General features: G+C 35.9%; 24 protein-coding genes. 1 reads left to right on the top strand and 23 read right to left on the bottom strand.

What is annotated here, in order from left to right; genetic code table 11:
- Positions 1-195: 195 nt before the first annotated feature.
- From opp4A to BMW29_RS04240, 15 genes are all read right to left on the bottom strand, one after another.
- Positions 196-1986 (bottom strand): oligopeptide ABC transporter substrate-binding protein, encoded by a 1791-nt coding sequence (gene opp4A, locus BMW29_RS04310; protein WP_092650721.1) that lies wholly within the window; start codon positions 1984-1986, stop codon positions 196-198.
- Between the two features lie 24 nt (positions 1987-2010).
- Complete coding sequence (locus tag BMW29_RS04305) at positions 2011-2934, bottom strand: ABC transporter permease (RefSeq protein ID WP_092650695.1); 924 nt, start codon at positions 2932-2934, stop codon at positions 2011-2013.
- A 35-nt stretch (positions 2935-2969) separates the two neighbouring features.
- On the bottom strand, positions 2970-3932 hold the full coding sequence (gene opp4B, locus BMW29_RS04300; protein WP_092650693.1) for an oligopeptide ABC transporter permease: 963 nt from the start codon (positions 3930-3932) through the stop codon (positions 2970-2972).
- A gap of 3 nt (positions 3933-3935) precedes the next feature.
- Positions 3936-4883: an ATP-binding cassette domain-containing protein gene (locus tag BMW29_RS04295; protein ID WP_092650691.1), complete on the bottom strand. Its 948-nt coding sequence runs from the start codon at positions 4881-4883 to the stop codon at positions 3936-3938.
- A 2-nt stretch (positions 4884-4885) separates the two neighbouring features.
- Complete coding sequence (locus BMW29_RS04290; protein ID WP_092650689.1) at positions 4886-5887, bottom strand: ABC transporter ATP-binding protein; 1002 nt, start codon at positions 5885-5887, stop codon at positions 4886-4888.
- A 491-nt stretch (positions 5888-6378) separates the two neighbouring features.
- Positions 6379-6621: an acyl carrier protein gene (acpP, locus tag BMW29_RS04285; protein ID WP_092650687.1), complete on the bottom strand. Its 243-nt coding sequence runs from the start codon at positions 6619-6621 to the stop codon at positions 6379-6381.
- Between the two features lie 155 nt (positions 6622-6776).
- A complete protein-coding gene (gene fabG / locus BMW29_RS04280) occupies positions 6777-7520 on the bottom strand; it encodes a 3-oxoacyl-[acyl-carrier-protein] reductase (RefSeq protein WP_092650685.1) in 744 nt (247 codons plus the stop codon).
- A 5-nt stretch (positions 7521-7525) separates the two neighbouring features.
- Positions 7526-8473: an ACP S-malonyltransferase gene (gene fabD, locus BMW29_RS04275; RefSeq protein WP_177165667.1), complete on the bottom strand. Its 948-nt coding sequence runs from the start codon at positions 8471-8473 to the stop codon at positions 7526-7528.
- A gap of 450 nt (positions 8474-8923) precedes the next feature.
- Positions 8924-9922, bottom strand: coding sequence for a phosphate acyltransferase PlsX (gene plsX / locus BMW29_RS04270; protein WP_092650681.1), 999 nt, complete (start codon positions 9920-9922; stop codon positions 8924-8926).
- Between the two features lie 11 nt (positions 9923-9933).
- Positions 9934-10500: a transcription factor FapR gene (gene fapR, locus BMW29_RS04265; protein ID WP_092650679.1), complete on the bottom strand. Its 567-nt coding sequence runs from the start codon at positions 10498-10500 to the stop codon at positions 9934-9936.
- Positions 10501-10531: 31 nt separating this feature from the next.
- Positions 10532-12577 carry an ATP-dependent DNA helicase RecG gene (gene recG, locus BMW29_RS04260; RefSeq protein WP_092650677.1) on the bottom strand — a complete coding sequence of 682 codons (2046 nt, stop codon included), beginning with the start codon at positions 12575-12577 and terminating at the stop codon, positions 10532-10534.
- 6 nt (positions 12578-12583) lie between these two features.
- On the bottom strand, positions 12584-13456 hold the full coding sequence (gene sdaAA, locus BMW29_RS04255) for an L-serine ammonia-lyase, iron-sulfur-dependent, subunit alpha (RefSeq protein ID WP_092650675.1): 873 nt from the start codon (positions 13454-13456) through the stop codon (positions 12584-12586).
- A gap of 96 nt (positions 13457-13552) precedes the next feature.
- A complete protein-coding gene (gene sdaAB, locus BMW29_RS04250; RefSeq protein ID WP_092650673.1) occupies positions 13553-14221 on the bottom strand; it encodes an L-serine ammonia-lyase, iron-sulfur-dependent subunit beta in 669 nt (222 codons plus the stop codon).
- A gap of 3 nt (positions 14222-14224) precedes the next feature.
- Positions 14225-15895, bottom strand: a complete 1671-nt coding sequence (locus BMW29_RS04245; protein WP_092650671.1) for a DAK2 domain-containing protein — start codon at positions 15893-15895, stop codon at positions 14225-14227.
- A gap of 48 nt (positions 15896-15943) precedes the next feature.
- Complete coding sequence (locus BMW29_RS04240; protein WP_092650669.1) at positions 15944-16306, bottom strand: Asp23/Gls24 family envelope stress response protein; 363 nt, start codon at positions 16304-16306, stop codon at positions 15944-15946.
- Between the two features lie 291 nt (positions 16307-16597).
- On the opposite strand from BMW29_RS04240, the gene rpmB reads away from it, so the two are divergent.
- Positions 16598-16786 (top strand): 50S ribosomal protein L28, encoded by a 189-nt coding sequence (gene rpmB, locus BMW29_RS04235; RefSeq protein ID WP_092650667.1) that lies wholly within the window; start codon positions 16598-16600, stop codon positions 16784-16786.
- A 115-nt stretch (positions 16787-16901) separates the two neighbouring features.
- Here the strand turns inward: rpmB and BMW29_RS04230 are convergent, their stop codons facing one another.
- The 8 genes from BMW29_RS04230 to def form a co-directional block, all read right to left on the bottom strand.
- Positions 16902-17546 (bottom strand): thiamine diphosphokinase, encoded by a 645-nt coding sequence (locus BMW29_RS04230; protein WP_177165666.1) that lies wholly within the window; start codon positions 17544-17546, stop codon positions 16902-16904.
- Positions 17546-18202 carry a ribulose-phosphate 3-epimerase gene (gene rpe, locus BMW29_RS04225; protein WP_092650663.1) on the bottom strand — a complete coding sequence of 219 codons (657 nt, stop codon included), beginning with the start codon at positions 18200-18202 and terminating at the stop codon, positions 17546-17548. The genes BMW29_RS04230 and rpe overlap by 1 nt, the downstream gene beginning before the upstream one ends.
- A gap of 9 nt (positions 18203-18211) precedes the next feature.
- Entirely contained in the window at positions 18212-19105 is an 894-nt protein-coding gene (rsgA, locus tag BMW29_RS04220; RefSeq protein WP_092650661.1) for a ribosome small subunit-dependent GTPase A, read from the bottom strand.
- 468 nt (positions 19106-19573) lie between these two features.
- Complete coding sequence (pknB, locus tag BMW29_RS04215; protein ID WP_092650659.1) at positions 19574-21556, bottom strand: Stk1 family PASTA domain-containing Ser/Thr kinase; 1983 nt, start codon at positions 21554-21556, stop codon at positions 19574-19576.
- 6 nt (positions 21557-21562) lie between these two features.
- Entirely contained in the window at positions 21563-22309 is a 747-nt protein-coding gene (locus BMW29_RS04210; protein ID WP_092650657.1) for a Stp1/IreP family PP2C-type Ser/Thr phosphatase, read from the bottom strand.
- 20 nt (positions 22310-22329) lie between these two features.
- Positions 22330-23709 carry a 16S rRNA (cytosine(967)-C(5))-methyltransferase RsmB gene (gene rsmB, locus BMW29_RS04205; RefSeq protein ID WP_092650655.1) on the bottom strand — a complete coding sequence of 460 codons (1380 nt, stop codon included), beginning with the start codon at positions 23707-23709 and terminating at the stop codon, positions 22330-22332.
- On the bottom strand, positions 23690-24646 hold the full coding sequence (gene fmt, locus BMW29_RS04200) for a methionyl-tRNA formyltransferase (protein ID WP_092650653.1): 957 nt from the start codon (positions 24644-24646) through the stop codon (positions 23690-23692). Before fmt ends, rsmB begins: the two co-directional genes overlap by 20 nt.
- Positions 24647-25135, bottom strand: a complete 489-nt coding sequence (gene def, locus BMW29_RS04195) for a peptide deformylase (protein ID WP_092650651.1) — start codon at positions 25133-25135, stop codon at positions 24647-24649.
- Positions 25136-25144: the final 9 nt, after the last annotated feature.

Below are 25144 nucleotides of genomic sequence, written 5' to 3'. Positions count from 1 at the left end.
TTCATAAATCATCCTCCTAAGATTCAACAATCAATCTCATTAAATACATTAGAATTAAATGAGATTTCTCTCATTATACACTCAGAGAATAGATAAAGCAAGAATTTTCTGAATATTCTTCAAATAAGTTGATTTTAAAGAATTTAGAAACATAAAAAGAGCAAACACAAAGGTTTGCTCTTTCGTATATCACAATTATTTTTCAGTTGTTTCTGCAGTTAACTCAACATTTTGCCATTGAGTTGCGCCATAATGCCAGTCAAGATTTTTAACACGATTACTTACTGGAAGTGTTTCATAGCGATATAGAGTTGGAATAACTGGAAGTTCTTCCGCCATGTATTCTTGCCATGCAGTAAATGCTTTCACTCTGTACTCTTCATCAAATGATTTTTCAGAAGTAATATCTTTTAATAATTTGTCTAAATCTTTTGTTGCAAAACGTGAGAAGTTAAATTCTGAATCTCTTCCATATAAACCAGTAGGAGTTGGATCAGTACCTACGCTCCATGCTGCTTGGAAAATATCAATATCTTTATCGTCTGCTTTTACTTTATCGTAGAAGCTGTTGAATTCAATTAATCTACCAGTTGAAAGTACAACTTTAAGACCAACTTCTTCCCAACATTGGATATAGTATTGTGCTAATGGTTCAGCAACTTCGCCACCAGACATTGATGCAAAATTAATTTCAAATGGTTTGCCGTCTTTATCTTCACGAATACCATCACCATTAACATCTTTATAGCCTGCTTCATCTAATAACTCATTTGCTTTATCGATATCTTGTGTGTAACCTTTAAGGTCTTTATCATGATAACCAGCAAATGCAGGTGGGATTAAAGTAGTCGCATTTTGACGTAAACCTGAATAGAAGGCTTCTCCAACTTCATCATTGTTCACTGCATAAGCCATCGCTTGACGTAACTTAACATCTGCCATTTTTGCTTTTGGATCAGTAACAACTTCACCTTTTTCTTTATCTAAAGTTCCTAATTTAAAACCAATATAAGTGTATGATAATTCTTCACGACCTAAAATGGTTGTATTCTCTAAATCTTCATAAGATTTGTAAATATCAGTTGGCATTGATAATGCAACATCATATTCACCAGCTTTTAAACTTGCAACAATAGAATCAGAAGGAATACGTTTCAATACAACTTTATCTAATTTAGGTTTACCTTTGTAGTAGTGTTCATTTGGAACAAACTCTACTGATTCACCCGCAACAATGTTTGACACTTTGAAAGGTCCAAGCGTTACTGGATTTTTACGAATTTGATCAGATGCAGCCATCTCTTTAACTGGAACATCCTTTAAGTTATGTTTTGGTAATACACCACTCCAAATACCGCCACCAGCATTTAACATTGCTGGAGAAACTTCTTGATATTCAATAACGACTGTTTGATCGTCTTTTATAGTAATTCCTGAAATTGTTTTAGCAGTTCCTTCGTGATAAGCTTCCATCCCAACGATATTTTTGAAGGTTTCATCATAGCGAACACCGTCATAATCTTTATGGCCAACTACTTCATAAGTGTAAGCAATATCTTCAGCTTTTAAAGCTTCACCATCTGACCATTTCACGCCATCTTTAATTGTAATGGTCGCTGTTTTTGCTTTTTCATCAAACTTAACTTCTGTTGGACCATCATTTGTAATGGCGAAGTTATCATCATAAGTGTATAGTGGTTCTACATTAAATTGAAAAATCTTTGAATCATAGGCATCATCATTAAACTCTTGACTGAAAATCCCTTTAAAAGCAGAATCAGAAACTAAAGCTACATTTAATGTGCCACCTTTAATTGCATCTTTATCATTGCTTGTTTCTATTGGAAATAAAGATTTATCAACGTTTTCCTTTCCATTATCTTTTGATGCATCGTTACCACCACTCTTATTACCGCCACCACAAGCAGCAAGAACTAACGAGACTGTTGCAAGTGAAACTAGTAAAGAAGTTCCTTTTTTCTTCATGTTCATTTCTTTTCCTCCTTTTTCTTAACCTAATCGTTGTTTTGCGTCAGCCGCACGTCTTAAGGCTTGGCCAACGTAATTTATACATAACATCAAGACTAAAATTAGTAATGATGCAGGTACCCAAATCCATGGTCTTGCAGATAAAACTTCTGGTGATCTTGCATAATTTACTAAAGTCCCTAAACTAGGTGTTGAAGCTGGTAAGCCAAAGCCTAAGAAAGTAAGTCCTGTTTCAATTCCAATATTGGCAGCAAAGTTTAATGTCATATTGACAATAATAATTGAACTAATATTTGGTAAAACTTCTCTAAACATAATCACGAAATTATTTGTACCCATTGTTTTAGAAGCACTTACATAATCTCTTCTAGATTCAGATAAAGCACGACTACGAACTAATCTAGTTTTAGCAGCCCACATAAATAGACTCATGATAAGAATAAATGTAAATACAGTAAAACTAGGAACAATTGTAATTAATACAATAATCATCATATAAGTTGGTAAAATCATAACAAAATCAACAATACGCATAATAATGTTATCAATCACTCCACCAAAATAACCAGCAATTAAGCCTAATGTTACCCCTACAAAACTAGTAATCACTGTAATTGAGAAACCAATCATAATGGAATTACGAGCACCTAGAAATAACTGACCTAAAATTGAACGTCCACCTGAGTCAGCACCTAATAAAAATTCTGAACTTGGTGGTGCAAATTTATTTAATAAACTTACACGCATAACCTCTTTTTGATCAATAAACATTGCACCGATAAATACGGTTAACAATAAAATTACTAAAACGATTAAAGCTGTTAATGCAACTTTATCTTTTAAAAATTCTCTAGCAATTACCTTAAACCCTAACGGTGGGTTTGAACTAGAAGAATCTAATTCTGTCTCTTCAATAACATCTTCAACATTTGGATTTGACGCCATATGAGCACACACTCCTTTTCTACATTTTCAGGTTCTTAGTCAAGACGAATACGTGGATCTACCACACTCATTAGAATATCAGAAACAAGGGTACCAATTAGAGTAATGACACCGAATAACATTACAAGTGCTGTAATCACACTATAGTCACGACTTCCAATTGACTGAATGAACAGTTGACCAATACCTGGATAGGCAAAAATTGTTTCGATAAAGATTGAACCACTAATTAATGCGACTAATTCCATTCCAATGTTAGAAGTGATTGGTAACATTGAGTTTCTAAAAATATGTCTTGAATACACTTTACTTACTGGAACACCTTTAGAACGAGCAGTTTTTACAAAATCTTGTTGTTTTGCATCAATGACTTCATTTCTAAGGTATTGAATGGTTGTTGCGGTTCCTAGAATAGCTCCTGTTAAACCAGGTAAAATTAAATGATACAATTTATTCATAAAGTAAGCAAACGTTCCTGAGGTTACACCAACATCCACTGAACCAGATGTAGGGAACCATTGTAATTGATAACCAAAAAGGAATAAAATAACAAGACCTAACACAAATGTTGGGACAGCATAACTAATATAGTTATAAATTACAACAATTTTATCAAAAATTGAGTTTTGGTAACGACCTGCTAATAAACCAACAGGTAGTGCAATGACATAAGTCATAATAATAGTAAACAATGATAGGAATACTGTATTACCTGCACGTTGTCCAATAATAGATGAAACGGCGATTTTATGTGTATAACTTACACCAAAGTCCCCTTTGAAAGCATTGGTTATCCAACGTCCATACTGAACCAAAATACTATCATTTAAACCAGCTGCTTCTCTTAAAGCTTCAATTGTTTTTGGATCTGTATCTGGAGTAATTAACCCTGTAAATGGATCCCCTGGCATTAATTTTGCAAGTGCAAAGATTAAAATACTCAAAATGAATAATTGAGGGATCATAAATAGAACACGTCTTAGAACTGTTTTCCACATAATTTAATTCCCTCCCACTTCAATATTTTTAAGTGCAACTTTATGTGTATCAGTGAGAGATTTTAAATCATAAACTTTCCCGTTTTCATCATAATATTGCTTCTCATTTTGGCGATATTCTTCTTCAACTCTACGGCGATTAGCTTTATGCACTTCTCTATTTTCAGTATCAATCTCTGGAATCGCAGCAATTAAACGTTTGGTGTAAATATGCTGTGGATCTTTATAGATATCTTCTCTTGTTCCACTTTCCACTAAACGACCACGATACATAATCGAGATATGATCACACATGTGTTTTACCACACCTAAATCATGAGAAATAAATAAATAGCTTAAACCATATTCTTCTTGAATATCTTTCATAAAGTTTAATACTTGTGCTTGTACTGATAAATCAAGCGCAGATACAGGTTCATCAGCAACAATCAATTTAGGACGGCATGCAACAGCACGAGCAACCCCTAAACGTTGTTTTTGACCACCAGAGAATTCATGAGGGTATTTATACATTGCATCCTCAGGCATACCAACAATATCTAATAGCTCTAAGATACGTTTCTTTTCTTCGCCTTCTGTTAAACGTTCAAAGTTACGAATGGGTTCAGCGATAATATCGCGTACACGTTTCTTTGGATTTAAACTTGAAGTCGCATCTTGGAAAATCATTTGGACATCACGATTATAAGTAGAATTTTTTCCACGAATTTGTTTTGAAACATCTTTTCCTTCATAGATAATTCTACCATCGGTAATTTTTTCAAGTCCCATAATGGCTTTACCTGTTGTTGATTTACCAGAACCTGATTCACCAACCAATCCATAAGTTTTTCCTCTTTCAATAGACATATTGATACCATCTAAAGCATAAACATGATCCACTACTGTATTAAAGAAGCCACCACGAATTGGATAATGAACTTTTAAATCTTCAATTTCTAAAAAGCTCATATTTATTCGCCCCCTTCTTCAAAATGGAAATTCTTATAGCATGTACATCTAACAAAATGATTTGGTGCAACTTCATGCATTACTGGATTTTCTTCATGCTCTTCTGCAGCAATCCATGGAATACGTGCAGCAAAGCGACAACCTTTTCTTGGTAATTTTACAAGAGAAGGTACCACACCATCAATCACATGTAGCTCATCATTTTCTGAATCCATTTGCGGAATTGAGTTTAATAGTGAACGTGTATATGGATGTTTTGGATTATTGAATAATTCACCAACTTCAGCTTCTTCAACAACTTGACCTGCATACATCACAGCAACACGGTCTGCCATTTCAGCTACGACACCAAGGTCATGGGTAATTAAAATAATCCCTGTTCCATTTTCTTCTTGTAATTCTTTTAATAAATCTAAAATTTGTGCTTGAATTGTTACATCAAGTGCGGTTGTTGGTTCATCCGCAATAATGATTGGTGGTTTACATGATAAAGCAATGGCAATCATCACACGCTGACGCATTCCACCAGATAGTTCATGTGGATATTGTTTTGCTACACGAGGTGGATTTGGAATCCCAACTTGCTCTAACAATTCAAGTACGCGCTCATATCTTTTTTCTTTACTTAATTTTGTATGGAAAATTAAAGATTCTGCTATTTGATCTTGAATGCGCATTAAAGGATTTAATGCTGATAATGGATCTTGGAAAATCATCCCAATATCATTGCCTCTAATTTTATTGTATAACTCTTCATTCAAGTCTACTAAGTTTAGGTCTTGATAGATGACCTCTCCTGCAACTTTCGTTTTGTTTGGGTCATGCAAGCCCATAATTGTTGTAGCTAATGTACTTTTCCCACAACCAGATTCACCCACAATTGCTAAGATTTCATTCTTTTCTAAACTAATAGATACATCATCAACTGCATCATAAAAATCATCTTTGATTCTAAATCCAGTATGAAGATGATTGATGTCTAGTAATTGATTTTCATTTTCCACACAAATGCCTCCTTTGTTGATTTTTGAAGTGTCGTCTGTTCAGTCATCATTTTTTTATAAATAGACAAAAATAAATTGCAAAAAAACAAAGAATTCCCATTACTTCATGAAAACGTTCAAAAAGTAAAAGAAAATTTCTTCTAATGATGTGCCATCCAATTGTTGTCGATTGGTTTTACTGATTCAAACAGGTCACTTCAAACACTCTTACATTTATCATTCTATTTTAACTTTTATAGAAAAGCAAAGTAGAAGCCTTTAATCATTCACAAACAAAACTCTTTCTTTTCATTAGAAACGTTCTGACTTAAGTGATACTATTATGAGAATATGATTAAATTTACTTAATTATATAAAGTTATGCTGAACATTGCAACACATTTTTAGCATTTCTTAACAATTCATATCAAAAAGATTCTGACAATTGTAAAATATACAAAAATAGCAGGGATAAGTTTTGTACTTATTCCTGCTATTTTATTATGTCAACATTATTCTACGTGAGATTCGATGTACTTCGCTGCGTCACCAACCGTTACGATTTGTTCTGCATCTTCATCAGAAATTTCAGTTCCAAATTCATCTTCAAGTTCCATGACTAATTCAACAATATCAAGTGAGTCAGCACCTAAATCTTCTTTAAATGTTAATTCAGGAGTTACCTTATCCTCATCAACACCAAAACGTTCAACGATTAATTTTGCTACTTTTTCAAATACTTCACTTTGAGCCATTTTTTTCACCTCCACCAATTGCATGTCATTTAATAAAGATATCTTTATTAAATTATTGCACACACATCTCTTTATATTTTACTTAGAGAAGTTCTTTTTGTCTAGTTAAAAAAGACAAGTTCTCCAGTTTTTTTAAATTTTCTGTTAAGAAAATGTTAAAACATCGTTAATCCACCGTCTACGTGGAGGGTTTGTCCAGTCAGATATTTCGCTTCTGGACGCGTTAAGAAATAAACAACAGCAGCTACATCTTCTGGTGTACCATAATGTGCTAATGGAATATTTTGTAGCATCAGCTCTTTTACCTGATCAGATAAGTTTTCAGTCATATCTGTCTCAATAAATCCTGGCGCAACAGCATTTACTCGAATGCCTCGACTCGCTAATTCTTTTGCTGCGGTCTTTGTCATCCCTTCAATTGCTGCTTTACTTGCGACATAATTGATTTGCCCTGGATTGCCAATACTTCCTACAACACTGGAAATATTTACGATAGAACCAGTTTTTGCGCGCATCATTAATTTAGACGCAGCCTTCATCATCAAAAAGGTTCCTTTTAAATTGACAGCAATAATCTGATCAAAATCTGCTTCTTTCATGCGCATCATTAAACCGTCTTTTGTCATTCCCGCATTATTAATCAAAATATCTACTTTACCAGCTTGTTCTTTTACTTCGCTAAAAATACGCTCAACATCTATCTCTTGGCTAATGTCACCTTGAACAAGGTATCCACTACCTCCTTTTGCTTCTATAGCAGTTAAAGTCGCTTCAGCCTTAGCTTTACTACCACTATAATGAACTGCCACAAGATAAGCAGGATTAGCGTATTGTAACGCAATTGCTTGGCCGATACCACCTGAGGCACCAGTAACCAAGACACTTATTTTTTCAGTCATCAGATTCACACCTCTTCTTTTAATGTTGTTAAAACTTCATTAGCTGTTTCAATGTCACAGACGTTATGTGTTATTGCTTCGCGCTTAATTTTTTTCATTAAACCTGTTAAAACTTTGCCCGGTCCGATTTCAATAAAATCAGTGACACCTGCAGCAAGCATCGCTTCAATCGTTTGTGTCCATAAAACAGGAGAGGTTAATTGTAAGGTCAATTTATTCACAATCTCATTTGGATCATTTAATGTTTGTGCATCTACATTATTAATAAATGTCATATTAGGTGCTTTAAAAGCTAATTTAGCTAATAAAAGGTTCAACTCCATTGCAGCTGGTTGCATATATCCTGAATGAAAGGCCCCACTAACTTTTAGTGGTAAGACACGTTTCGCTCCGGCTTCTTTTAACGTATCAATGTGAGACGCTAATGCTTCTTTTTGCCCAGATATGACAATTTGACCTGGTGCATTCACATTTGCAGCAAATAACACAGGTTCTTCATAATCAGCGTTAATCTTAGCTAAGGTTTGATCAATTACCTCTTGTGTCAAGCCCAATACTGCACTCATACCACCGGATACATCCTTCATTGCTGCATTCATTAATTTCCCTCTTTGTCTCACTAAAGGAACTGCAACAGATAAAGGAAGCATGCCACTGGCAACTAAAGCGCTATACTCACCTAATGAATGTCCTGCGACATAATCAGCTTGTAAGTCGTGTCTTGCAAGATAGTCAGTTAATAGGCTACTCGTCGCCACAAGAGCTGGCTGTGCCATTTCTGAAGCGGTTAATTGTTCGCTTGGTCCTTCATGCATTGTTTTGATTAAATCAAAATCTAACTGGCTTTGTAAGGTATTTAATTGTTGCTCACTTGTTGGGTCTTCCTTGACAAAATCTGCCATTCCAACTACTTGTGAACCTTGCCCTGGATAAATAAATGCAATTTTTCTCATGGCTCTTCCTTTCATTATTCCTATTCAATATCATGTCTTTTATCATTTTAATACTATCTACTACTAATTTCAAGTTAAAAATAAAATTGAGGCTGAGACAAAAGGCGTTAAGGCTTGAGAAATTGGAGCAAAAGACGAACAATTGTCATGCTTCTTAGGATTTTTAATCCTTAGAAACATGATACAAATCGAACAAAGTTCGACTTTGTTCCTTATTAGATGTTTTGTGAACCAAATCCTTCAAATCTAGCATGTTTCATGCGTAGAATTTGTTGTGATCGAAGCGCAGCGTAGTAGGTACCAATCATCATCTATTCACTTACGTTCACAGTGATTCTTGGCAATTTCCGAAGAGCCTGACTTTTGGCCACCGTTTATGGAAGCAATTTACGTGGTTGTGATAAAACTTTTGAGTTTTGTCACAACCACAATTTATTTTTATTTAACCGATTATTTTGCTTGATTTTCAAAATAGTCAACTAAGTCACCAATCACATTCGTTTGGAGCATTTCTCTAATTTGCTTGATTGTATAGTAAACAGATTCTTTTCCTGTTGAACCATGGGTTTTCACTACTGGTGCTTTCAAACCAATTAATGCAGCCCCACCATGCTTTGAATAATCCAATTTATCTTTAATTGCATAAAGACCATCTTTTAACAGCAAGCCGCCTAGCTTCCCTTTAGCCCCATTATCACTAATCGCAGATTTAATCAGCTTCATCATGGACATTCCTGTTCCTTCAATTGTTTTTAGAACAGCATTTCCAGTGAAACCATCTGTTACCACCACATCTGCTACACCATTTAATAATTCTCTTGCTTCAACATTTCCAATAAAGTGAATGCTTTTATCATTAGTAAGTAATTCATAAGCTTTTTTAGTTAAATCATTCCCTTTACCAGCTTCTGTTCCGTTATTAAGCAAACCTACTGTTGGGTTTTCAATACCTCTGACATATTTTGCATAATAAGAGGCAAGAATCGCATACTGATGGATATTTTCAGGTTTTGTATCGGCATTTGCGCCAACATCCATTAAGTTAAAGCCTTTATCTGAATTTAAAACAGGCAAGGTTGGCATTAAACCAGGGCGATCAATTCCCTTGATACGACCAACAATTAATAAGCCAGCGGTTAATAGAGCGCCTGTATTTCCAGCTGAAAACAAGGCATCTGCTTCCCCATTTTTAACTGCTTGGGCACCTAAAACCATTGAAGCTTCTTTTTTTCTGCGAATCGCACGAACAGGATCGTCATCACTATTTATTTTTTCATCTGTATGAATAATTGTGATATTTTTTTCGGTTGTTAAATACTCACGAATGGCTGACTCTTTGCCATATAATTGAAAAGAAAGGTCTGGAAATTCCGTTGCTGCCATCATCACTCCTTCAACAATTGCTTGTGGTGCATAATCTCCACCCATTGCATCTACTGCTATTTTCATCTGATTCACTCCTATTTTTTATCTGTTCTATGATAAATTTCAAATGTTGCATGGAAAACCAACTCACTATTAACAAAGCTCTCAACTGAAACTTGAATATATTTATCCGTTGTTTCTGTTACCTTTGCTTTAGCAATGACATTATCACCTAATTTTACTTGTTTATCAAAAAATACATTTGCTGCTGTAGTCAGCGCTAATACATCATCAACAATCGCAATTGCTAGTGAGTTTGCTTGGGCAAATAAATAATGTCCTCTGGCAATGTAGTTTCGCTTAAAGACATGCTCTGGTTCAATTAAAAATAGACTAATTCCACTAACACCAGTTTCTACATCTAATAATTGACCAATCACTTCCTCAGATTCTAAGCTTTTAATTTCTCCATTGAAGCTTTTTTCAGCCACTTCTTTGGTTCGTTCTCGAAGCTGTGGAATATTTAAAATATTGCGATCCAAACGAATCGTTTGTATACTTACTTGAAATAGTTGTGCTAATTGATCATCTGTTAAAAATGGGTTTTCTTGTAAAGCTTCTTTAAATTTTTCTAATCGTTCTGCTCTTTTTAACTTTGCCATGGAATTTTTCTCCTTTTGAATCAATGATTTATTAGTCAAAACTTAATTTTTCTGTGTCTTCAATACCAACTGCCATCCGTAAAGCATGATAGGTTGCATCTGTAAAGAAAGCAGGCTGCTTAATTAGCTGCTGTGCTTCATTTCTAGCTGCTTCTAAAGCACCGAAATCTGTCACAATATCTGCAACTTTAAAGTCTGGCACACCTGATTGTTTTCGACCAAATAAGTCACCTGATCCTCTTAATTCTAAATCTTTTTCACTGAGTAAAAAGCCATCTGTTGTTTCGGTCATAATTTTCATTCGTTCTTGACCAATTTCGGTTTTTGGATTGGCAACTAAAATACAATAAGATTTTTTGCTTCCCCTTCCAACACGTCCACGTAATTGATGGAGTTGTGATAAACCAAAACGATCTGCATCATAGATGACCATGGTCGTTGCATTGGGTACATTAACACCAACTTCAATAACGGTTGTCGAGACTAATACTTGTACTTGATTCTCTTTAAATTGTTGCATAATCGTATCTTTTTCAGCTGCCTTCATTTTGCCATGAAGCAAACCTACTTGATAGCGTCCTTCATAATAAGTGGCTAATTTTTCATAGATATCCACTGCATTTTTAACATCTAAGCTCTCAGATTCTTCTATTAAAGGACAAATCACATAGGCTTGTGCACCCTTAACTAGCTCTGATTCAATAAATTCTAAGGTTGATTCAAACATTTTCGGCCTAATCCAAGTGGTTTCAATTGGAATCCGTCCTGCTGGTAATTCATCAATAATCGAAACATCCATTTCTCCAAAGACTGTAATCGCTAGGGTTCTTGGAATTGGCGTTGCAGTCATAAATAAGACATCTGGATTATTGCCTTTGTTTCTTAATATTTTACGTTGTTCGACACCAAATCGATGCTGTTCATCAGTGATGACTAAGCCTAGTTGTTTAAATTGAACATCTTCTTGGATTAAAGCATGGGTTCCTATTACAACATCTAAACTACCATTTGCAAGTTGCTCAAGTATTTCTTTTCTTAGCTTGGGTTTAGTCGAACCTGTTAGTAAGGCCACTTTGACTTGTAAGGGATCAAATAGTTGATCTAGGCTTTCCATATGCTGCTCAGCTAAAATTTCAGTTGGTACCATTAAGGCTCCTTGAAAGCCTGCATCCACAGTTGCAAATAAAGCAATAGCAGCAACAATTGTTTTACCGCTTCCAACATCCCCCTGAAGCAGACGCTGCATATGATAAGGACTTTTTAAATCGGCACAAATTTCATTGACCACTCTTTTTTGAGCCGCAGTTAATTCAAAGGGTAAAGAAGCAATAAAAGTTCTTAAGTGAGCTACATGATAAGCAATTTCAATGCCTTGCTTGACTGATTTTTCTTGTCTTCTTAAGACTTGTAATTTCATTTGAAAAGTAAATAATTCTTCAAAGATAATCTGTCTTCTTGCTTGTTTGCTTTGTTCTTCATCTGTTGGGAAATGCATGGCATAAACTGCTTCTTTATGGGAAATGAGTCGGTATTTTTCTTTTAATGAAACAGGAATAATCTCAGGTATTTGATCAGCAAATAATTCATATGCTTGGGTCACTAAATTAAATAAGGTTTTTTGTTGGATACTTTTACTGACACTATAAACAGCTTCAAATTCTTTTTGCTCAGCTGTCTTACTACCAATAATTTTCATACCAGCTAAGCTACTTCGTTTGCTATCCCATCTACCATAAATCGTGATTTCTTCGCCAGCTTTCACTTGCCCTTTTAAATAGGGTTGGTTGAAAAAAGTCACCATAATCACATCTTGCTCAATGGCGATTCTAAAAATGAGGCGGGTTTTTCGATACCCAAAGCTATTAATCACTGGATCCGCTATCACAACCCCTTTTAGGGTCACTTTTTCTTGATCTGTAATATCTGATAAATCTTTTACTTGTAAATCTTCATAGCGAAAGGGGTAATAGGAAAGTAAATCAAGAACGGTATAAATGCCTAATTGATTTAATGCTTCTAATCGTTTTCCCGCTACGCCTTTTAAAATTGAGACTGAACTGTAAATTGATTCATCCATAATTTTTTAGGCATCTACACCAAAGATTTTCATTTTTATGTCTCTTCCTGTTGGTGTATCTGCTAATCCTCCTTCTGCTGTTTCTTTAAAGATTGTCGGCATTTGAATCCCTACTTTATACATAGCTGCTATGACTTCATCCGTTGGAATCGCACTCGTGATACCTGCTAAGGCCATATCAGCAGAAATCATTGCTTGAGAGGCACCTAATGCATTGCGTTTCACACATGGCACTTCAACAAGACCTGCTACAGGATCACAGATGAGGCCCATCATATTTTTTAAGGTAATGGCCATTGCAGCACTGCTCATTTCTGGTGTGCCACCCGCTGCTTCTGTTAGCGCTGCTGCTGCCATCCCACTGGCACTCCCAATTTCTGCTTGGCATCCACCCTCTGCTCCGCTAATGGAAGCATTATTTGCTGTTACTAGGCCAAATGCTCCAGCTGTAAATAGAAAGCGAATCATTTGTTCACGTGTTAAATTTAATTGATCTCTTGCAGCAAATAAAACACCAGGTACAACACCTGCACTGCCTGCGGTTGGAGTTGCACAAACTAATCCCATAGCTGCATTGACTTCATTGGTTGCAATCGCATTTCTAACTGCTTTTAAGATGGTTTCGCCACTGATAAAATTACCTTTTTCAATATAATGCATCAATCTAGTTGCATCATTTCCTGTTAATCCTGTAGGTGAGGCAACACCTTCTATGCCCCGTGCTACAGCTTTTTCCATAACGGAAAGCTGATGATCCATTTGTCCCCAAATTTCTTCTCTTGTCATATTTCCCCGCTGTAACTCTACCTGAATCATTGCTTCAGAAACAGATCCGGCATTTTCAGCTAATGTGACAAGCTCTTTAATTGAATGAAACACAAGTGTTATCCCCCTTTTTATCATTGTATTAGTACCACCACGTGCTAACTCTATATTTGAAGAAAAGCTGAACATCATCTGCTCAGCTTGTCCATTTTATGATTGAAAGAAACTCGCTTGATGAATCATTGGAATTTCTAACATTTTCTCAATACTTGCATCAATTTCTTTTTCGTCAACTTCAATGACCATAATGGCTTCATCCCCTTTGGCCTTGCGGGAAACCATCATTGTCGCAATGTTAATGCCTTGTTCAGCTAAGACAGTTGCCACTTTTGCAATGGCACCATGTAAATCTTGATGAACAATTAAGATAGTTGGTTGATTGGCTTGCATTTTGATTTTAAAACCATTTACCTCAGAAATTTGAATGTTGCCACCACCAATTGAGCAGCCCAGTACTTCAAGCTTTTGTTGGCCTTTTTCAAGGACGATTTTAGCTGAATTTGGATGTTCTGCTACTTCATCAGTTGGAATAAATTGCACATCAATGCCTAGAGCTTTGGCTCGTTCTAATGATTGGGGTAATCTAGGATCATCTGGTTCATCATCTAAAAGACCACCAATCAAAGCAATATCCGTACCATGTCCCTGATAGGTTTTAGCAAACGATTCATATAAATAAATAGTGACCTTTTCAGGAAGTGTCCCAAATATTTTTCTGACTACTTTTCCAATTCTAGCCGCTCCAGCAGTATGAGAACTACTTGGACCTACCATAATAGGTCCAATGATATCAAATACGCTATGATATCTATCTCCCATCTGCTATTCCGCCGCTAACAAGTATGGATAAACAGGTTGATCACCTTGGTGAACTTCTACTTCAATATCTTCATCTAAGGCTGTTACTGCTTCTGCAATGGCTTCAGCTTCTTCTTGTGTTGCATCTTCGCCAAAGATAATCGTCACAATTTCAGTTTCATCATTCAGCATTGCTTTTAATGTTTCAATGGCTACTTCTTGACGATTTGGTTTTGAAATTTTAATGTCGCTTTCGATAATGCCCATGAAATCGTCTTTTTTAATTTCTAAGCCATCAATTGCTGTATCACGAACCGCAACAGTCACTTGACCACTAACAGTTTGCGCTAGAGCATCTGTCATTTCATTTTTATTGCTGTCTAAATCATTCATTTCATTAAATGCAAGCATTGCAGCCATTCCTTGAGGAATCGTTTTGCTTGGTACAACTGCTACATCAACAGCGCTAACTTCTGCCGCTTGATCTGCTGCCATGAAAATATTTTTGTTATTTGGTAAAATAATCACTTTTTCAGCATAAACTTCATCAATTGCTTTTAAAATATCTTCTGTACTTGGATTCATGGTCTGTCCACCACTAATAATATAGTGTGCACCTAAGCTTTCAAATAAGGTTTGAACCCCTTTTCCAGCTGCAATTGCAATAATGCCATAAGGACGTTTTTCTTTTGGTGCTGGTGCTGTCTGTTCAGCTTCTAAAAGTGTTTCATGTTGCATACGCATATTGTCCACTTTCACTTTTACCAATGAACCAAATTTTTGACCATAGTTCATCACTTTACCTGGATATTCTGTATGAACATGGACTTTAATAATTTCATCATCTGCTACAACTAGTAAAGAATCACCTAGTTCATTTAGATAGTTACGGAAAGTATCATAGTCAAATTCACTATCTACTGTTTCGCCTTCACCAATACGAACCATAATCTCAGTACAATAGCCAAATTGGATATCTTCAGTTGCCATATGCCCATGAACACTACGGTGATGTTCAGCATTTAGCATTTCAGTCATTTCATGCTCATTTGGTTGATAAGCTACTTCTTCAGTCGCTTTTCCTGAAAGAACTTCCAAGAAGCCTTCATAAACAAATAAAAGACCTTGTCCACCACTATCTACTACGCCAACTTCTTTTAGTACAGGTAATAAATCTGGTGTTTTTGCTAATGAAATTTTGGCACCTTTCACAACGGCTTCCATAATTTCAATCAAATTATCAGTATCCTCAGCTTTACGCTCACCACGTTTTGCTGCTTCTCTTGAAACAGTTAAAATTGTTCCTTCAACTGGTTTCATCACCGCTTTATAAGCCGTTTCAACACCGCCAGTAAAAGCAGCGGCAAATTCTTTTCCTGTTAAAGTTGCTTTGCCTTCTACACTTTTAGCAAAACCACGGAATAATTGTGATAAAATAACGCCTGAATTACCACGGGCACCCATTAATAAACCTTTAGATAAAGCTGCAGCTAAATCGCCCATTTCATCAGAAATAGTACTTGAAACAGCTTTCGCTCCACTTATCATTGATAAATTCATATTTGTTCCTGTATCACCATCTGGTACCGGGAAAACATTTAATGAGTTTACATACTCAGCATTTACACTTAAACGCTCAGCCCCCACTGCAACCATTGCACGAAATTGTTTTCCTTCTAACTTTGTAACTTTCACAAAAATATCCTCCTTAGTTGCCCTATTTGCAACATCGATTCATTCAAATTAGTCTTTCATTACACGAACGCCTTGTACATACACGTTCACTGAATTTGCTGTAATACCAAGCATTGTTTCAAGATTGTATTTCACTTTTTCTTGTACATTGCGACAAACTTCTGAAATTTTAGTACCATAACTTACAATAATAAAGACATCTACGCCTACGCCATTTTCTTCTTGTTTAATCACAACGCCGCGTGCATAATTTTCTTTTTTCAAAATATCATTTAAATTATCACGAATCTGATTTTTACTTGCCATGCCAACAATTCCATAAATGTCTGTTGCTGCACCACCTACTACCGTAGCAATAACGTCATTTGAAATATCGATTGTACCAAATTGTGTTTTGATTTTAACTGCCATGTCTGAAAATCCTCCTTCAACCCATATTTGGGCATTGAATTACTACCCTATATTCTATCATAGGGTGTTACAATTGGAAAGAAAAATCAAATGAAAGCTTGCTTTAATTGAAAATTAGCGCACTTTTTTTCATTGTTTTCTCATCATTTATACTTTACACGGATTGATTTATCTGTCAAGGGAATTTACTTGAAAGAAAAGTGTTGCATTCCAAATGCATTTATGATAAATTATTGGAGTATGAGTAATGAAGCTTTGCTTCTAGACATAGGCAAAGGAGGAAAGAATAATATGGCAAAAGAATGTGTCATCACAGGACGTAAAAGTCGCAGCGGTAACAAACGTTCACACGCAATGAACTATAGCAAACGTACATGGAAAGCAAACTTGCAAAAAGTGCGTATTTTAGTTGATGGTAAACCTAAAAGAGTTTGGGTTTCAACTCGCGCTCTTAAATCAGGTAAAGTTGAACGTGTTTAATAAAACATTATAAAGCACCATAAGTTATTTACTTATGATGCTTTTTTTGTACCGAAAATTTAAAAAGTTGTACGGAATGCCTACAAAACGGTCGTTTCCATACAACTTTTTTTAATTAATCCTTACTTTGAATCACAGCAATGATGCCTTCATCAAAAGAAAAGCTAGCAGTTTCACCAATAAATTCATTGCTTGCTAGCGAAATTGGATAAGGGAAATCTACTTGATCTAATTGATATTTTTCATCATATAATGAAAGTTTTTTGACAGCTGTTAGACCAACAAAAGCCAAATACTTTTTATCTGCCTCTTTTTGTATTTCATGATGACCAGGTAAAAAATAATGAAGACTATTTTGTCGATCATATAAAGAAATTTTTTCAGCAGCTGTTAAAAAATTAAATCTTAGTACAATCCATAAATTAGCTAGCAGATGATCTAATCTACCACCTGTTGCACCAAAGATTCGAATCTTGGTTGGATTTAATTGAATGGCCAAATCAAGCGCAAGCTCAGTATCAGTCTCATCTTTTTCCGCTTTTAAAAGAAGCACTTCTTTTACTGCCTTTTTTAAATAAGCCAATTCCGCTTTTGAAATGGAATCAAAATCTCCTACAGCATAATCTGGTGTAATACCAAGTTCCATTAAACGCACGGCTCCTCTATCGACACCAATCCAAATCGTCTGCTCATCATGATAGTCCATTAAATCCGGCACTTCACTATCAGGTCCTCCAACTAAGATATGCACATTTTTCATTATTTTGAAATCACTGCTTTTAATTGGTCAATTTGTGCCTTACGATCTGCATGATTATAGATATATGAGCCAGCAACTAAAACATCCGCTCCTGCTTCATAACATTTTTTAGCTGTTTCAGGAACAATGCCGCCATCTACTTCAATTTCATAGGTATAGCCATGGGTTTCTTTTAGTTCTTTTAATACAGCAATTTTTTTCAATGAACTTTCAATGAAGCTTTGTCCACCAAAACCAGGATTGACACTCATCACTAACACCATATCAACATCTTCCAAGACATATGAAATGGCTTCTACTGGTGTCGCTGGATTTAACACCACACCTGCTTTTACTTGATGTGATTTAATGAGCTGAATGGCACGATGAATATGCGGTGTTGCTTCTGCATGAATGGTAATAATATCTGCACCAGCTTCTGCAAAAGCACCAATATACTCTTCTGGGTTACTCAACATTAAATGGCAGTCTAACGGCAATTTAGTAATCGGTCTAATGGCTGAAACAATATTTGGGCCTAAGGTTAAGTTAGGGACAAAATGACCATCCATCGCATCCACATGAATATAGTCTGCTCCACCTTTTTCTACGGCTACTATTTCTTCACCTAATTTTGCAAAATCCGCACTTAAAATTGAAGGGGCTATCTTTAACATTTTTATTCCTCATTTCTTGTCATATTTTGGTTTTCGTTCTTCGATTTCAGTTAAAAATTGTAAATAATTTTCATAGCGGTAACTTGGAATGGTACCTGCTTCTACTTGTTTTTTGACTTCACATTGTGGTTCATTTCGGTGCATACAGCCTCGATATTTACATTGGTCTGCTACTGCAACAAATTCAGGAAACAATTGTGGCAGCTCTGTTGCTTCAATACTAGAAAATTCAATTGAGCTAAAACCTGGGGTATCCGCTACCAATCCATCAAATAATGGTAATAACTCAACATGTCTCGTTGTATGCTTACCACGGCCTAATGCTGCTGAAATTTCACCTGTTTGAAGTGCTAATGCCGGAGATATTTGATTCAGCAAGGTTGATTTTCCAGCACCTGATTGGCCCATAAAAACCGTTAGCTTATCAGCAAAAGAGGCTTCGATTTCTTTGATAGCAGCTTGGTTATCTGTAGCATTTGGTACAATCATTTGGTAACCAATTGTTTCATAATCTGCTTGATATTTTTTTATTTTAGCCAATAAATCTGGTGTTAATAAATCAATCTTAGTAATATAGATAATTGGCTTAATTTTATGGTAAGCTAGTGTCACTAAAAAACGATTTAACAGATTCTCTGAAAAATTTGGTTCAACAGCTGACATAATAATCACACCTTGATCCACATTAGCAACAGGTGGCCGCACCAATTCATTTTTTCTTGGTAACAAATCTAATACATAGCCATCCGTTGTATTGCTACTCTCATAGATGACTTCATCTCCAACAAGTGGTGTCATTTTTCTTTTCCTAAAATTGCCTCTTCCTCTGGTTTGATAGGTCACACCTTGATCATATACATAGTAAAATCCGCTTAAAGCTTTTCTTATTTGCCCTTTTGGCACATAACCGCCTCTTCCTTTTTATCTAGTATTCTTCTTTTACTCTACTGAACAATTCTTTTTTTTGCAACCCTTTTTCTTTAAAACAAAAAACAAGTTGAGCCAAAAGGCGCTTAGGTTCAAGCACCAAGTAGGTACTTTTCTACATCAACTCATACTTCGTTGTGAATCAAAGCAATTGGAACAAAAGACGAACAATTATCATGCCTCTTAGGATTTTTAATCCTTAGAGACATGATACAGATCAAACGCAGTTTGACTCTGAACCTTATAAAGTTGTTGTGATCGAAGCGTAGCGTAGTAGGTATCAATCAGCATCTGTTCACTACGTTTACAGTGATTCTTGACAATTGCAGACCGAGCCTGCCTTTTGGCCACCGTCTATAGAGGTAATTTATGGTTTTTTTAGAAGCAATTTAAGAGGGCAAGACCAAACCTTAAGGTTTGGTCTTGCCCTCTAGGCACTATTGGTTATTGAACATTATCATCAGATAAAATCAAGTTACCATCGCGATAAACTTTATATTTTGCAGCGGAGCCTACTTTTATTTTAAAAGTAAAGGTATAAGGCCTATCTGCTGTAAGATCAAAGCTATCAGCAATTCCTGCAAGATCATGGGTCTCATCTTCAATATAAATGGTAATTTTGTTGGCTTTCTTCTCAGGTTCGGTTGCCGAAGAATCTGCAGAGCTATCTATCGGCGTGGTATCTGCAACATAAGGAATCGTAACGGTACGTGTAATTTCTTTAGTCGGTTCTTCTTTTGGTCCTTTAGAAATAGTAACCGTTAAAGCAGATCCTGGATAAACAGATTTATCTGCTCCTGGATTCTGACTGATGACTAAGCCTGCTTCAACAGTTGAAGAATATTCTTCCTCAACAGATAAAACTAAGCCATTCTCATTTGCATAATCTTCAACACTTTTCCTTGTATATTGTGTTAAATCTCGTAAAGTAAAGGAGGCAGGTCCTGCACTCACAGTAAAGGTAATTGTCGTATCTTTTGGTACTACCGCTGTGCCTGCTTCAGGATCTTGAGAAATAATTTTTCCTGCTTCAATTTCATCATGTTCCACTTCTTCTTTCGTGACAGTATACCCTGCTTTTGTTAGCTTCGCTTTGACTTCTTCATAATCATCGCCAACATAGTCTTCAATCTTCACTTTATCTTTACCTGTACTTACATAAAGATTAACACTTGTTTTTTCTTTAACAGATCGACCTGCTTTAGGATCTGTTTTGATAATCTTATCTTTTTCAACTTCATCACTTGGTTGCTGTGTGACACTTCCTAATTTTAGCTTCGCTTTTTCTAAAGCTTCTCTTGCTTCAACCTCAGTCATCCCTGTTACATCAGGTACAATCACATCTTTTGGTGCACTAAGAGCAAGTGCGACTAATACACCAATTAAGGCTAAAACAATGACACCAGCCGTAATATATGGCCATTTTTTGCGTTTCTTTTTATTTTTCTTCTTAGGATCTTTCGTATCCTCATCAAGCACTTTACTTGTTTCATTTTCAACAAGCTCATCTTCAGCAGCTTCAACTGTTTCTGGTGGCGTGATAGGTGTTAATACTTTTGTTTCATCCAAAGATGCTGTTGGCACAAATTTAGGTTCATCAATTCTACTTGTTGATAGCGCTGTAGCTAAATCCGCCCACATTTGTGCAACAGAAGAATAACGATCAATTGGATCTTTGGTTGTTGCTTTTAAGACAACATTTTCCAAAGGCTGAGGAATTCTTGGATCAAATTCTCTGACTGAAGGCAACTCTTCTTGGAAATGTTTTAATGCAATCGAAACAGCAGATTCCCCTTCAAATGGTACACGTCCTGTTAATAATTCGTATAGAATAATACCTAATGCATAAATATCAGATTGATTGGTTGCCAACCCACCCTTTGCCTGTTCAGGAGACATATAGTGAACAGAACCCAGTAAAGAGTTCGTTTGCGTAATAGAGGTTTCTGATAAGGCTACCGCAATACCAAAATCTGTAATTTTAACATTACCCTCTTCATCAATTAAAATATTTTGTGGCTTTAAATCTCTATGAATAATTTTATTTCGATGCGCATGCTCAACAGCAGATAATATTTGTCCCATAATATCAATGACTTTTTGATAAGGGATTGGAAACGAGCGTTGAATATACTTCTTCAAATCTGTTCCTTTTACATATTCCATGACAATATAGTGTAAATTTTGCTCTTCACCAACATCATATACTGCTACAATATTTGGATGGACAAGAGTTGTTGCTGCTTGCGCCTCTCTTTGAAAGCGACGAATGACATCAGAATCCTCTCTAAAGTCATAGCGTAAAATTTTCACAGCAACATCACGATCTAAGATTAAATCATGAGCTAAGAAAACATTCGCCATACCGCCTCCACCTATTGTATCAATCACTTTATAGCGGTCATTAATTTTTTTCCCCACGTACATCGGTCTCTACACTTCCTTTCTCACTGGAAAAACGACTAACAGTACTGTTATGTTATCATTTCCACCATTTTTGTTAGCTTGCTCAATCAGTTGTGTTGCTTTTTGATCTAATGTTTGATTTGGTTCACTTAGAATCGTCTTAATTTCATCATCACTAACCATGTTGGTTAAGCCATCAGAGCACAATAATAAAGTAGCCTCACTTGGTAGCTCAATTTCCCAAAGATCAATGTCTACTGGTGCTGAATTCCCCATTGATCTGGTCAAAATATTTTTTCTAGGGTGGTGTAACGCTTCATCAGCAGTGATTTCTCCACGTTTTACAAGCTCATTGACTAGAGAATGATCCTCTGTTAATTGCTCGTAATACCCTTTTCCCATTAAATAACCACGGCTATCTCCAATGTTCGCAATTAAAAATTGCGTTTCAAATAGAATCGCTACAACTAAGGTTGTGCCCATTCCTTGATATTGAGGAAAACGTGTTGCTTTATCCAATAATTCAGCATTAGCAAGCTGAATGTGCTCTTTTAACCAAGGAATTGTTTCATCGCTTGTTGTATAATGCCCTTGTTCCCACTTTTTTCCAATTGATGAGACCACCGATTCGCTGGCAACATCTCCTGCTTGATGTCCACCCATTCCATCTGCCACCATGGCAATCGGCACACCTGCTTGATTATAATAAATTCCTGTATAATCTTCATTATTTGTACGTTGTCTACCAACATTTGTAGAGAATGTAATTTGCATGATTTCTCACCTCTTTTGTTCTAAACTTCCTTCTTTCTTTGTAAACAGCTAATGAAAAAGCCATCAGTTCCATACTCATGAGGATATATCTGTAAACAATCATTATGAACACTTTCCTGCAATCTTTCATCAACAGGAAATGCGACTAATTCAAATGCTGGGTGTTCTTTTAAGAAGGCCGTTACTGTACCAAAATTTTCTTCTTCAGTAATGGTACATGTGCTGTAAACTATTATACCGCATTCTTTTACCTTTTTGGCAACAGAATCTAAAATTTCTAATTGAATTCTTTGTAAGTTTTTAAAATCTGCTTTTGTTTTTGTATATTTAATATCCGGTTTACGACGCATTAAGCCTAGTCCTGAACAAGGTGCGTCAACTAAAATACGGTCAAATAGACCATCTTCAAAAACTTCATCAACTTTCCTTGCATCCATTGTTTTGGTTTCCACTACTTGATCGACATGCATTCTTTGAGCATTGGCTTCAATTAGTTTGGTTTTATGTGCATGTAAATCTAGTGCGACTACTTTTCCACCAAGCCCTGCATCAAGATAGCTGGCAATATGTGTTGTTTTGCCACCAGGTGCTGCACAAGCATCTAAAACTAAATCATGAGGTGCTAATTGTAAAGCTGGTGCCACAAGCATAGATGATTCATCCTGAACGGTTAGTTGCCCTGATTGATAAAGTGGTGAATGGGCTAAATTCCCTCTTTCAACAATGATTCCAACTGGTGAAACCTCACTTTCATAAGCTTCCAATCCAGCTTCCTCTAAAGCATCTATTGCCTCTGCTCTGGTTAAAAATTTTTCATTTACCCGACCGCTCACTTTACTTGGCTCTAAAATAGCATAGCCTAGTTCTTCTGTTTTTTCTATGCCAATTTGATCAATTAACTTTTCTACAAGCCATTGTGGCATACTGATTTCAATACTTAAGCGTGTAACAGGATCAGCGATTTCTGAAAAGGAAGGAAAGCCTTTACGTTCAGCATTTCTTAATACACCATTGACTAATTTACTAATGCCAATATGGCCTTTTCTTTTGGCAATTTCCCCTGCTTCAAAAAGCACAGCATGTAAGGGTACTTTATCTAAATAAACCATTTGATAGACAGAAATACGAAGTAAGTTTCTAACCCACATTTCAAGCTTTTTATTTTCTTGAATAAAAGGCGATAAAAAATAATCTAAGGTCATCCGGCGCTGAATTGTGCCATAAACCAACTCCGTTAATAAGCCACTATCAGCAGAGCCTAATTTATTTTTTTCAATACTATGATTTAACAGCAAGTTTGAATAGGAACCTTGTTTTTCTGTTTTTTCTAAAATATCAACAGCTAAATAACGGGCTGTTTTTTTGATATTTCTTTTTTGCTCATTTTCCTGATTCGTCATTAAATCTATCCCCTACCTGTAATTTATTTCCAACACCTCTTAAATAATCGCCAGCAGTTAATTTACCTTTACCAGCTGGTTGTAGCGAAAGGATTTCTAAAACAGTTCCTTGACCAGCAGCTACTTTAAAGCTTTCTTTACAGAGTTCAATGATTGTTCCTGACTTTTGAGTGGTTTGTTCTGTAAGAGGATAAACCGCCCACATTTTGATACGTTCATTAAATAATAGCGTATATGCAACAGGCCACGGTCTTAAACCACGTACCATGTTGTCAATTTCTTGAGCTGTCATATCCCAACTAATTTGTTCTTGTTCTCTTGAGATATTTGGCGAATAAGTGACTTGTGTTTCATCTTGTTTAATAGGTGTGATATCTCCTGCCAATAAAGCTGGTAAGGTTTCGATTAAAAGATCTCTTCCTAAATCACTTAATTTATCAAACATTGAACCAACATCATCTTGTTTCGTAATTGGAATGCTACGGCTACTAATGATATCTCCTGCATCCATTTTTTTCACCATATACATAATGGTTACACCGGTTTCTTGTTCGCCTTTCATAATGGCATAGTGAACAGGTGCGCCACCACGGTATTTTGGTAGCAACGAGGCATGAACATTAATACAGCCATGCTTTGGAATGGCTAATACTTCTTCAGATAAAAATTGACCAAAAGCTGCTGTAACAATCAAATCTGGTGCTAACTCTTTTAAAATAGCCATTTCTGCTGAATCCTTTAAATTTTCTGGCTGTAACACTTGAATGCTATGTTTTAAAGCTTCTTCTTTAACTGGCGTTGGTGTGAGGACTTTTTTTCTACCAACAGGACGATCTGGTTGCGTAACAACCGCCTGTACATCATAGCCCTGTTCAACTAAAGCACGTAAGATTGGTGCTGAAAATGCGGGAGTACCCATAAAAACAATTTTTGTCATTTAATCTTCCTCCATATATGCTTCCAATTCACTTGGATCAATTCTTTCAATAATTTTATCTGTAAATAATTGACCTTCTAAATGCTCAATTTCATGTAGTAATGCTCTTGCTAAATAGTCATCAGCTTCTATCTCGATTTCTTGTCCTTCACGATCAAAATAGCGAACAACGACTTCATAAGCGCGCTCAACAGTGCCATAAATTTCTGGAAAGCTAAGGCAGCCTTCGATATCAACATCTTTTCCTTTTTCTGAGTGAACTACAGGGTTAATCATTTCAATTAAGCCTGATTCCTCATCCATTTCCACAATCGCAATGCGTAAGTTACTGCCCACTTGTGGTGCTGCAATACCAATCCCATCATTTGCAAGCATTGTTTCATACATATCATCTAACAAAGTTAAGACTTCTGCTGTTATTTCATCAACAGGTGTTGTTTTGGTTTCTAATCTTTTATCTGGATAAATCACAATGGGCAAAACTGCCATAAAATCACT

The organism is Isobaculum melis (assembly GCF_900111355.1).
GTDB classification, from domain to species: Bacteria; Bacillota; Bacilli; order Lactobacillales; family Carnobacteriaceae; genus Isobaculum; species Isobaculum melis.
This window is presented reverse-complemented; position numbering and strand designations above follow the sequence as displayed.

Coding starts and splice junctions, on each gene's coding strand:
- BMW29_RS04210 (WP_092650657.1), bottom strand. CDS start 22,309: ATGCAAATTACATTCTCTACAAATGTTGGTAGACAACGTACAAATAAT.
- BMW29_RS04305 (WP_092650695.1), bottom strand. CDS start 2,934: ATGGCGTCAAATCCAAATGTTGAAGATGTTATTGAAGAGACAGAATTA.
- plsX (WP_092650681.1), bottom strand. CDS start 9,922: ATGAAAATAGCAGTAGATGCAATGGGTGGAGATTATGCACCACAAGCA.
- fabG (WP_092650685.1), bottom strand. CDS start 7,520: ATGACTGAAAAAATAAGTGTCTTGGTTACTGGTGCCTCAGGTGGTATC.
- BMW29_RS04240 (WP_092650669.1), bottom strand. CDS start 16,306: ATGGCAGTTAAAATCAAAACACAATTTGGTACAATCGATATTTCAAAT.
- BMW29_RS04230 (WP_177165666.1), bottom strand. CDS start 17,546: ATGAAAAATGTGCATATCTTAGTTGGAGGACCTGATAGTGAAGTGCCG.
- rsmB (WP_092650655.1), bottom strand. CDS start 23,709: ATGACGAATCAGGAAAATGAGCAAAAAAGAAATATCAAAAAAACAGCC.
- fapR (WP_092650679.1), bottom strand. CDS start 10,500: ATGGCAAAGTTAAAAAGAGCAGAACGATTAGAAAAATTTAAAGAAGCT.
- rpmB (WP_092650667.1), top strand. CDS start 16,598: ATGGCAAAAGAATGTGTCATCACAGGACGTAAAAGTCGCAGCGGTAAC.
- def (WP_092650651.1), bottom strand. CDS start 25,135: ATGGCAGTTTTGCCCATTGTGATTTATCCAGATAAAAGATTAGAAACC.
- opp4B (WP_092650693.1), bottom strand. CDS start 3,932: ATGTGGAAAACAGTTCTAAGACGTGTTCTATTTATGATCCCTCAATTA.
- fabD (WP_177165667.1), bottom strand. CDS start 8,473: ATGAGAAAAATTGCATTTATTTATCCAGGGCAAGGTTCACAAGTAGTT.
- rpe (WP_092650663.1), bottom strand. CDS start 18,202: ATGTTAAAGATAGCCCCTTCAATTTTAAGTGCGGATTTTGCAAAATTA.
- acpP (WP_092650687.1), bottom strand. CDS start 6,621: ATGGCTCAAAGTGAAGTATTTGAAAAAGTAGCAAAATTAATCGTTGAA.
- sdaAB (WP_092650673.1), bottom strand. CDS start 14,221: ATGGGAGATAGATATCATAGCGTATTTGATATCATTGGACCTATTATG.
- fmt (WP_092650653.1), bottom strand. CDS start 24,646: ATGACAAAAATTGTTTTTATGGGTACTCCCGCATTTTCAGCACCAATC.
- pknB (WP_092650659.1), bottom strand. CDS start 21,556: ATGTACGTGGGGAAAAAAATTAATGACCGCTATAAAGTGATTGATACA.
- BMW29_RS04295 (WP_092650691.1), bottom strand. CDS start 4,883: ATGAGCTTTTTAGAAATTGAAGATTTAAAAGTTCATTATCCAATTCGT.
- opp4A (WP_092650721.1), bottom strand. CDS start 1,986: ATGAAGAAAAAAGGAACTTCTTTACTAGTTTCACTTGCAACAGTCTCG.
- recG (WP_092650677.1), bottom strand. CDS start 12,577: ATGGATGAATCAATTTACAGTTCAGTCTCAATTTTAAAAGGCGTAGCG.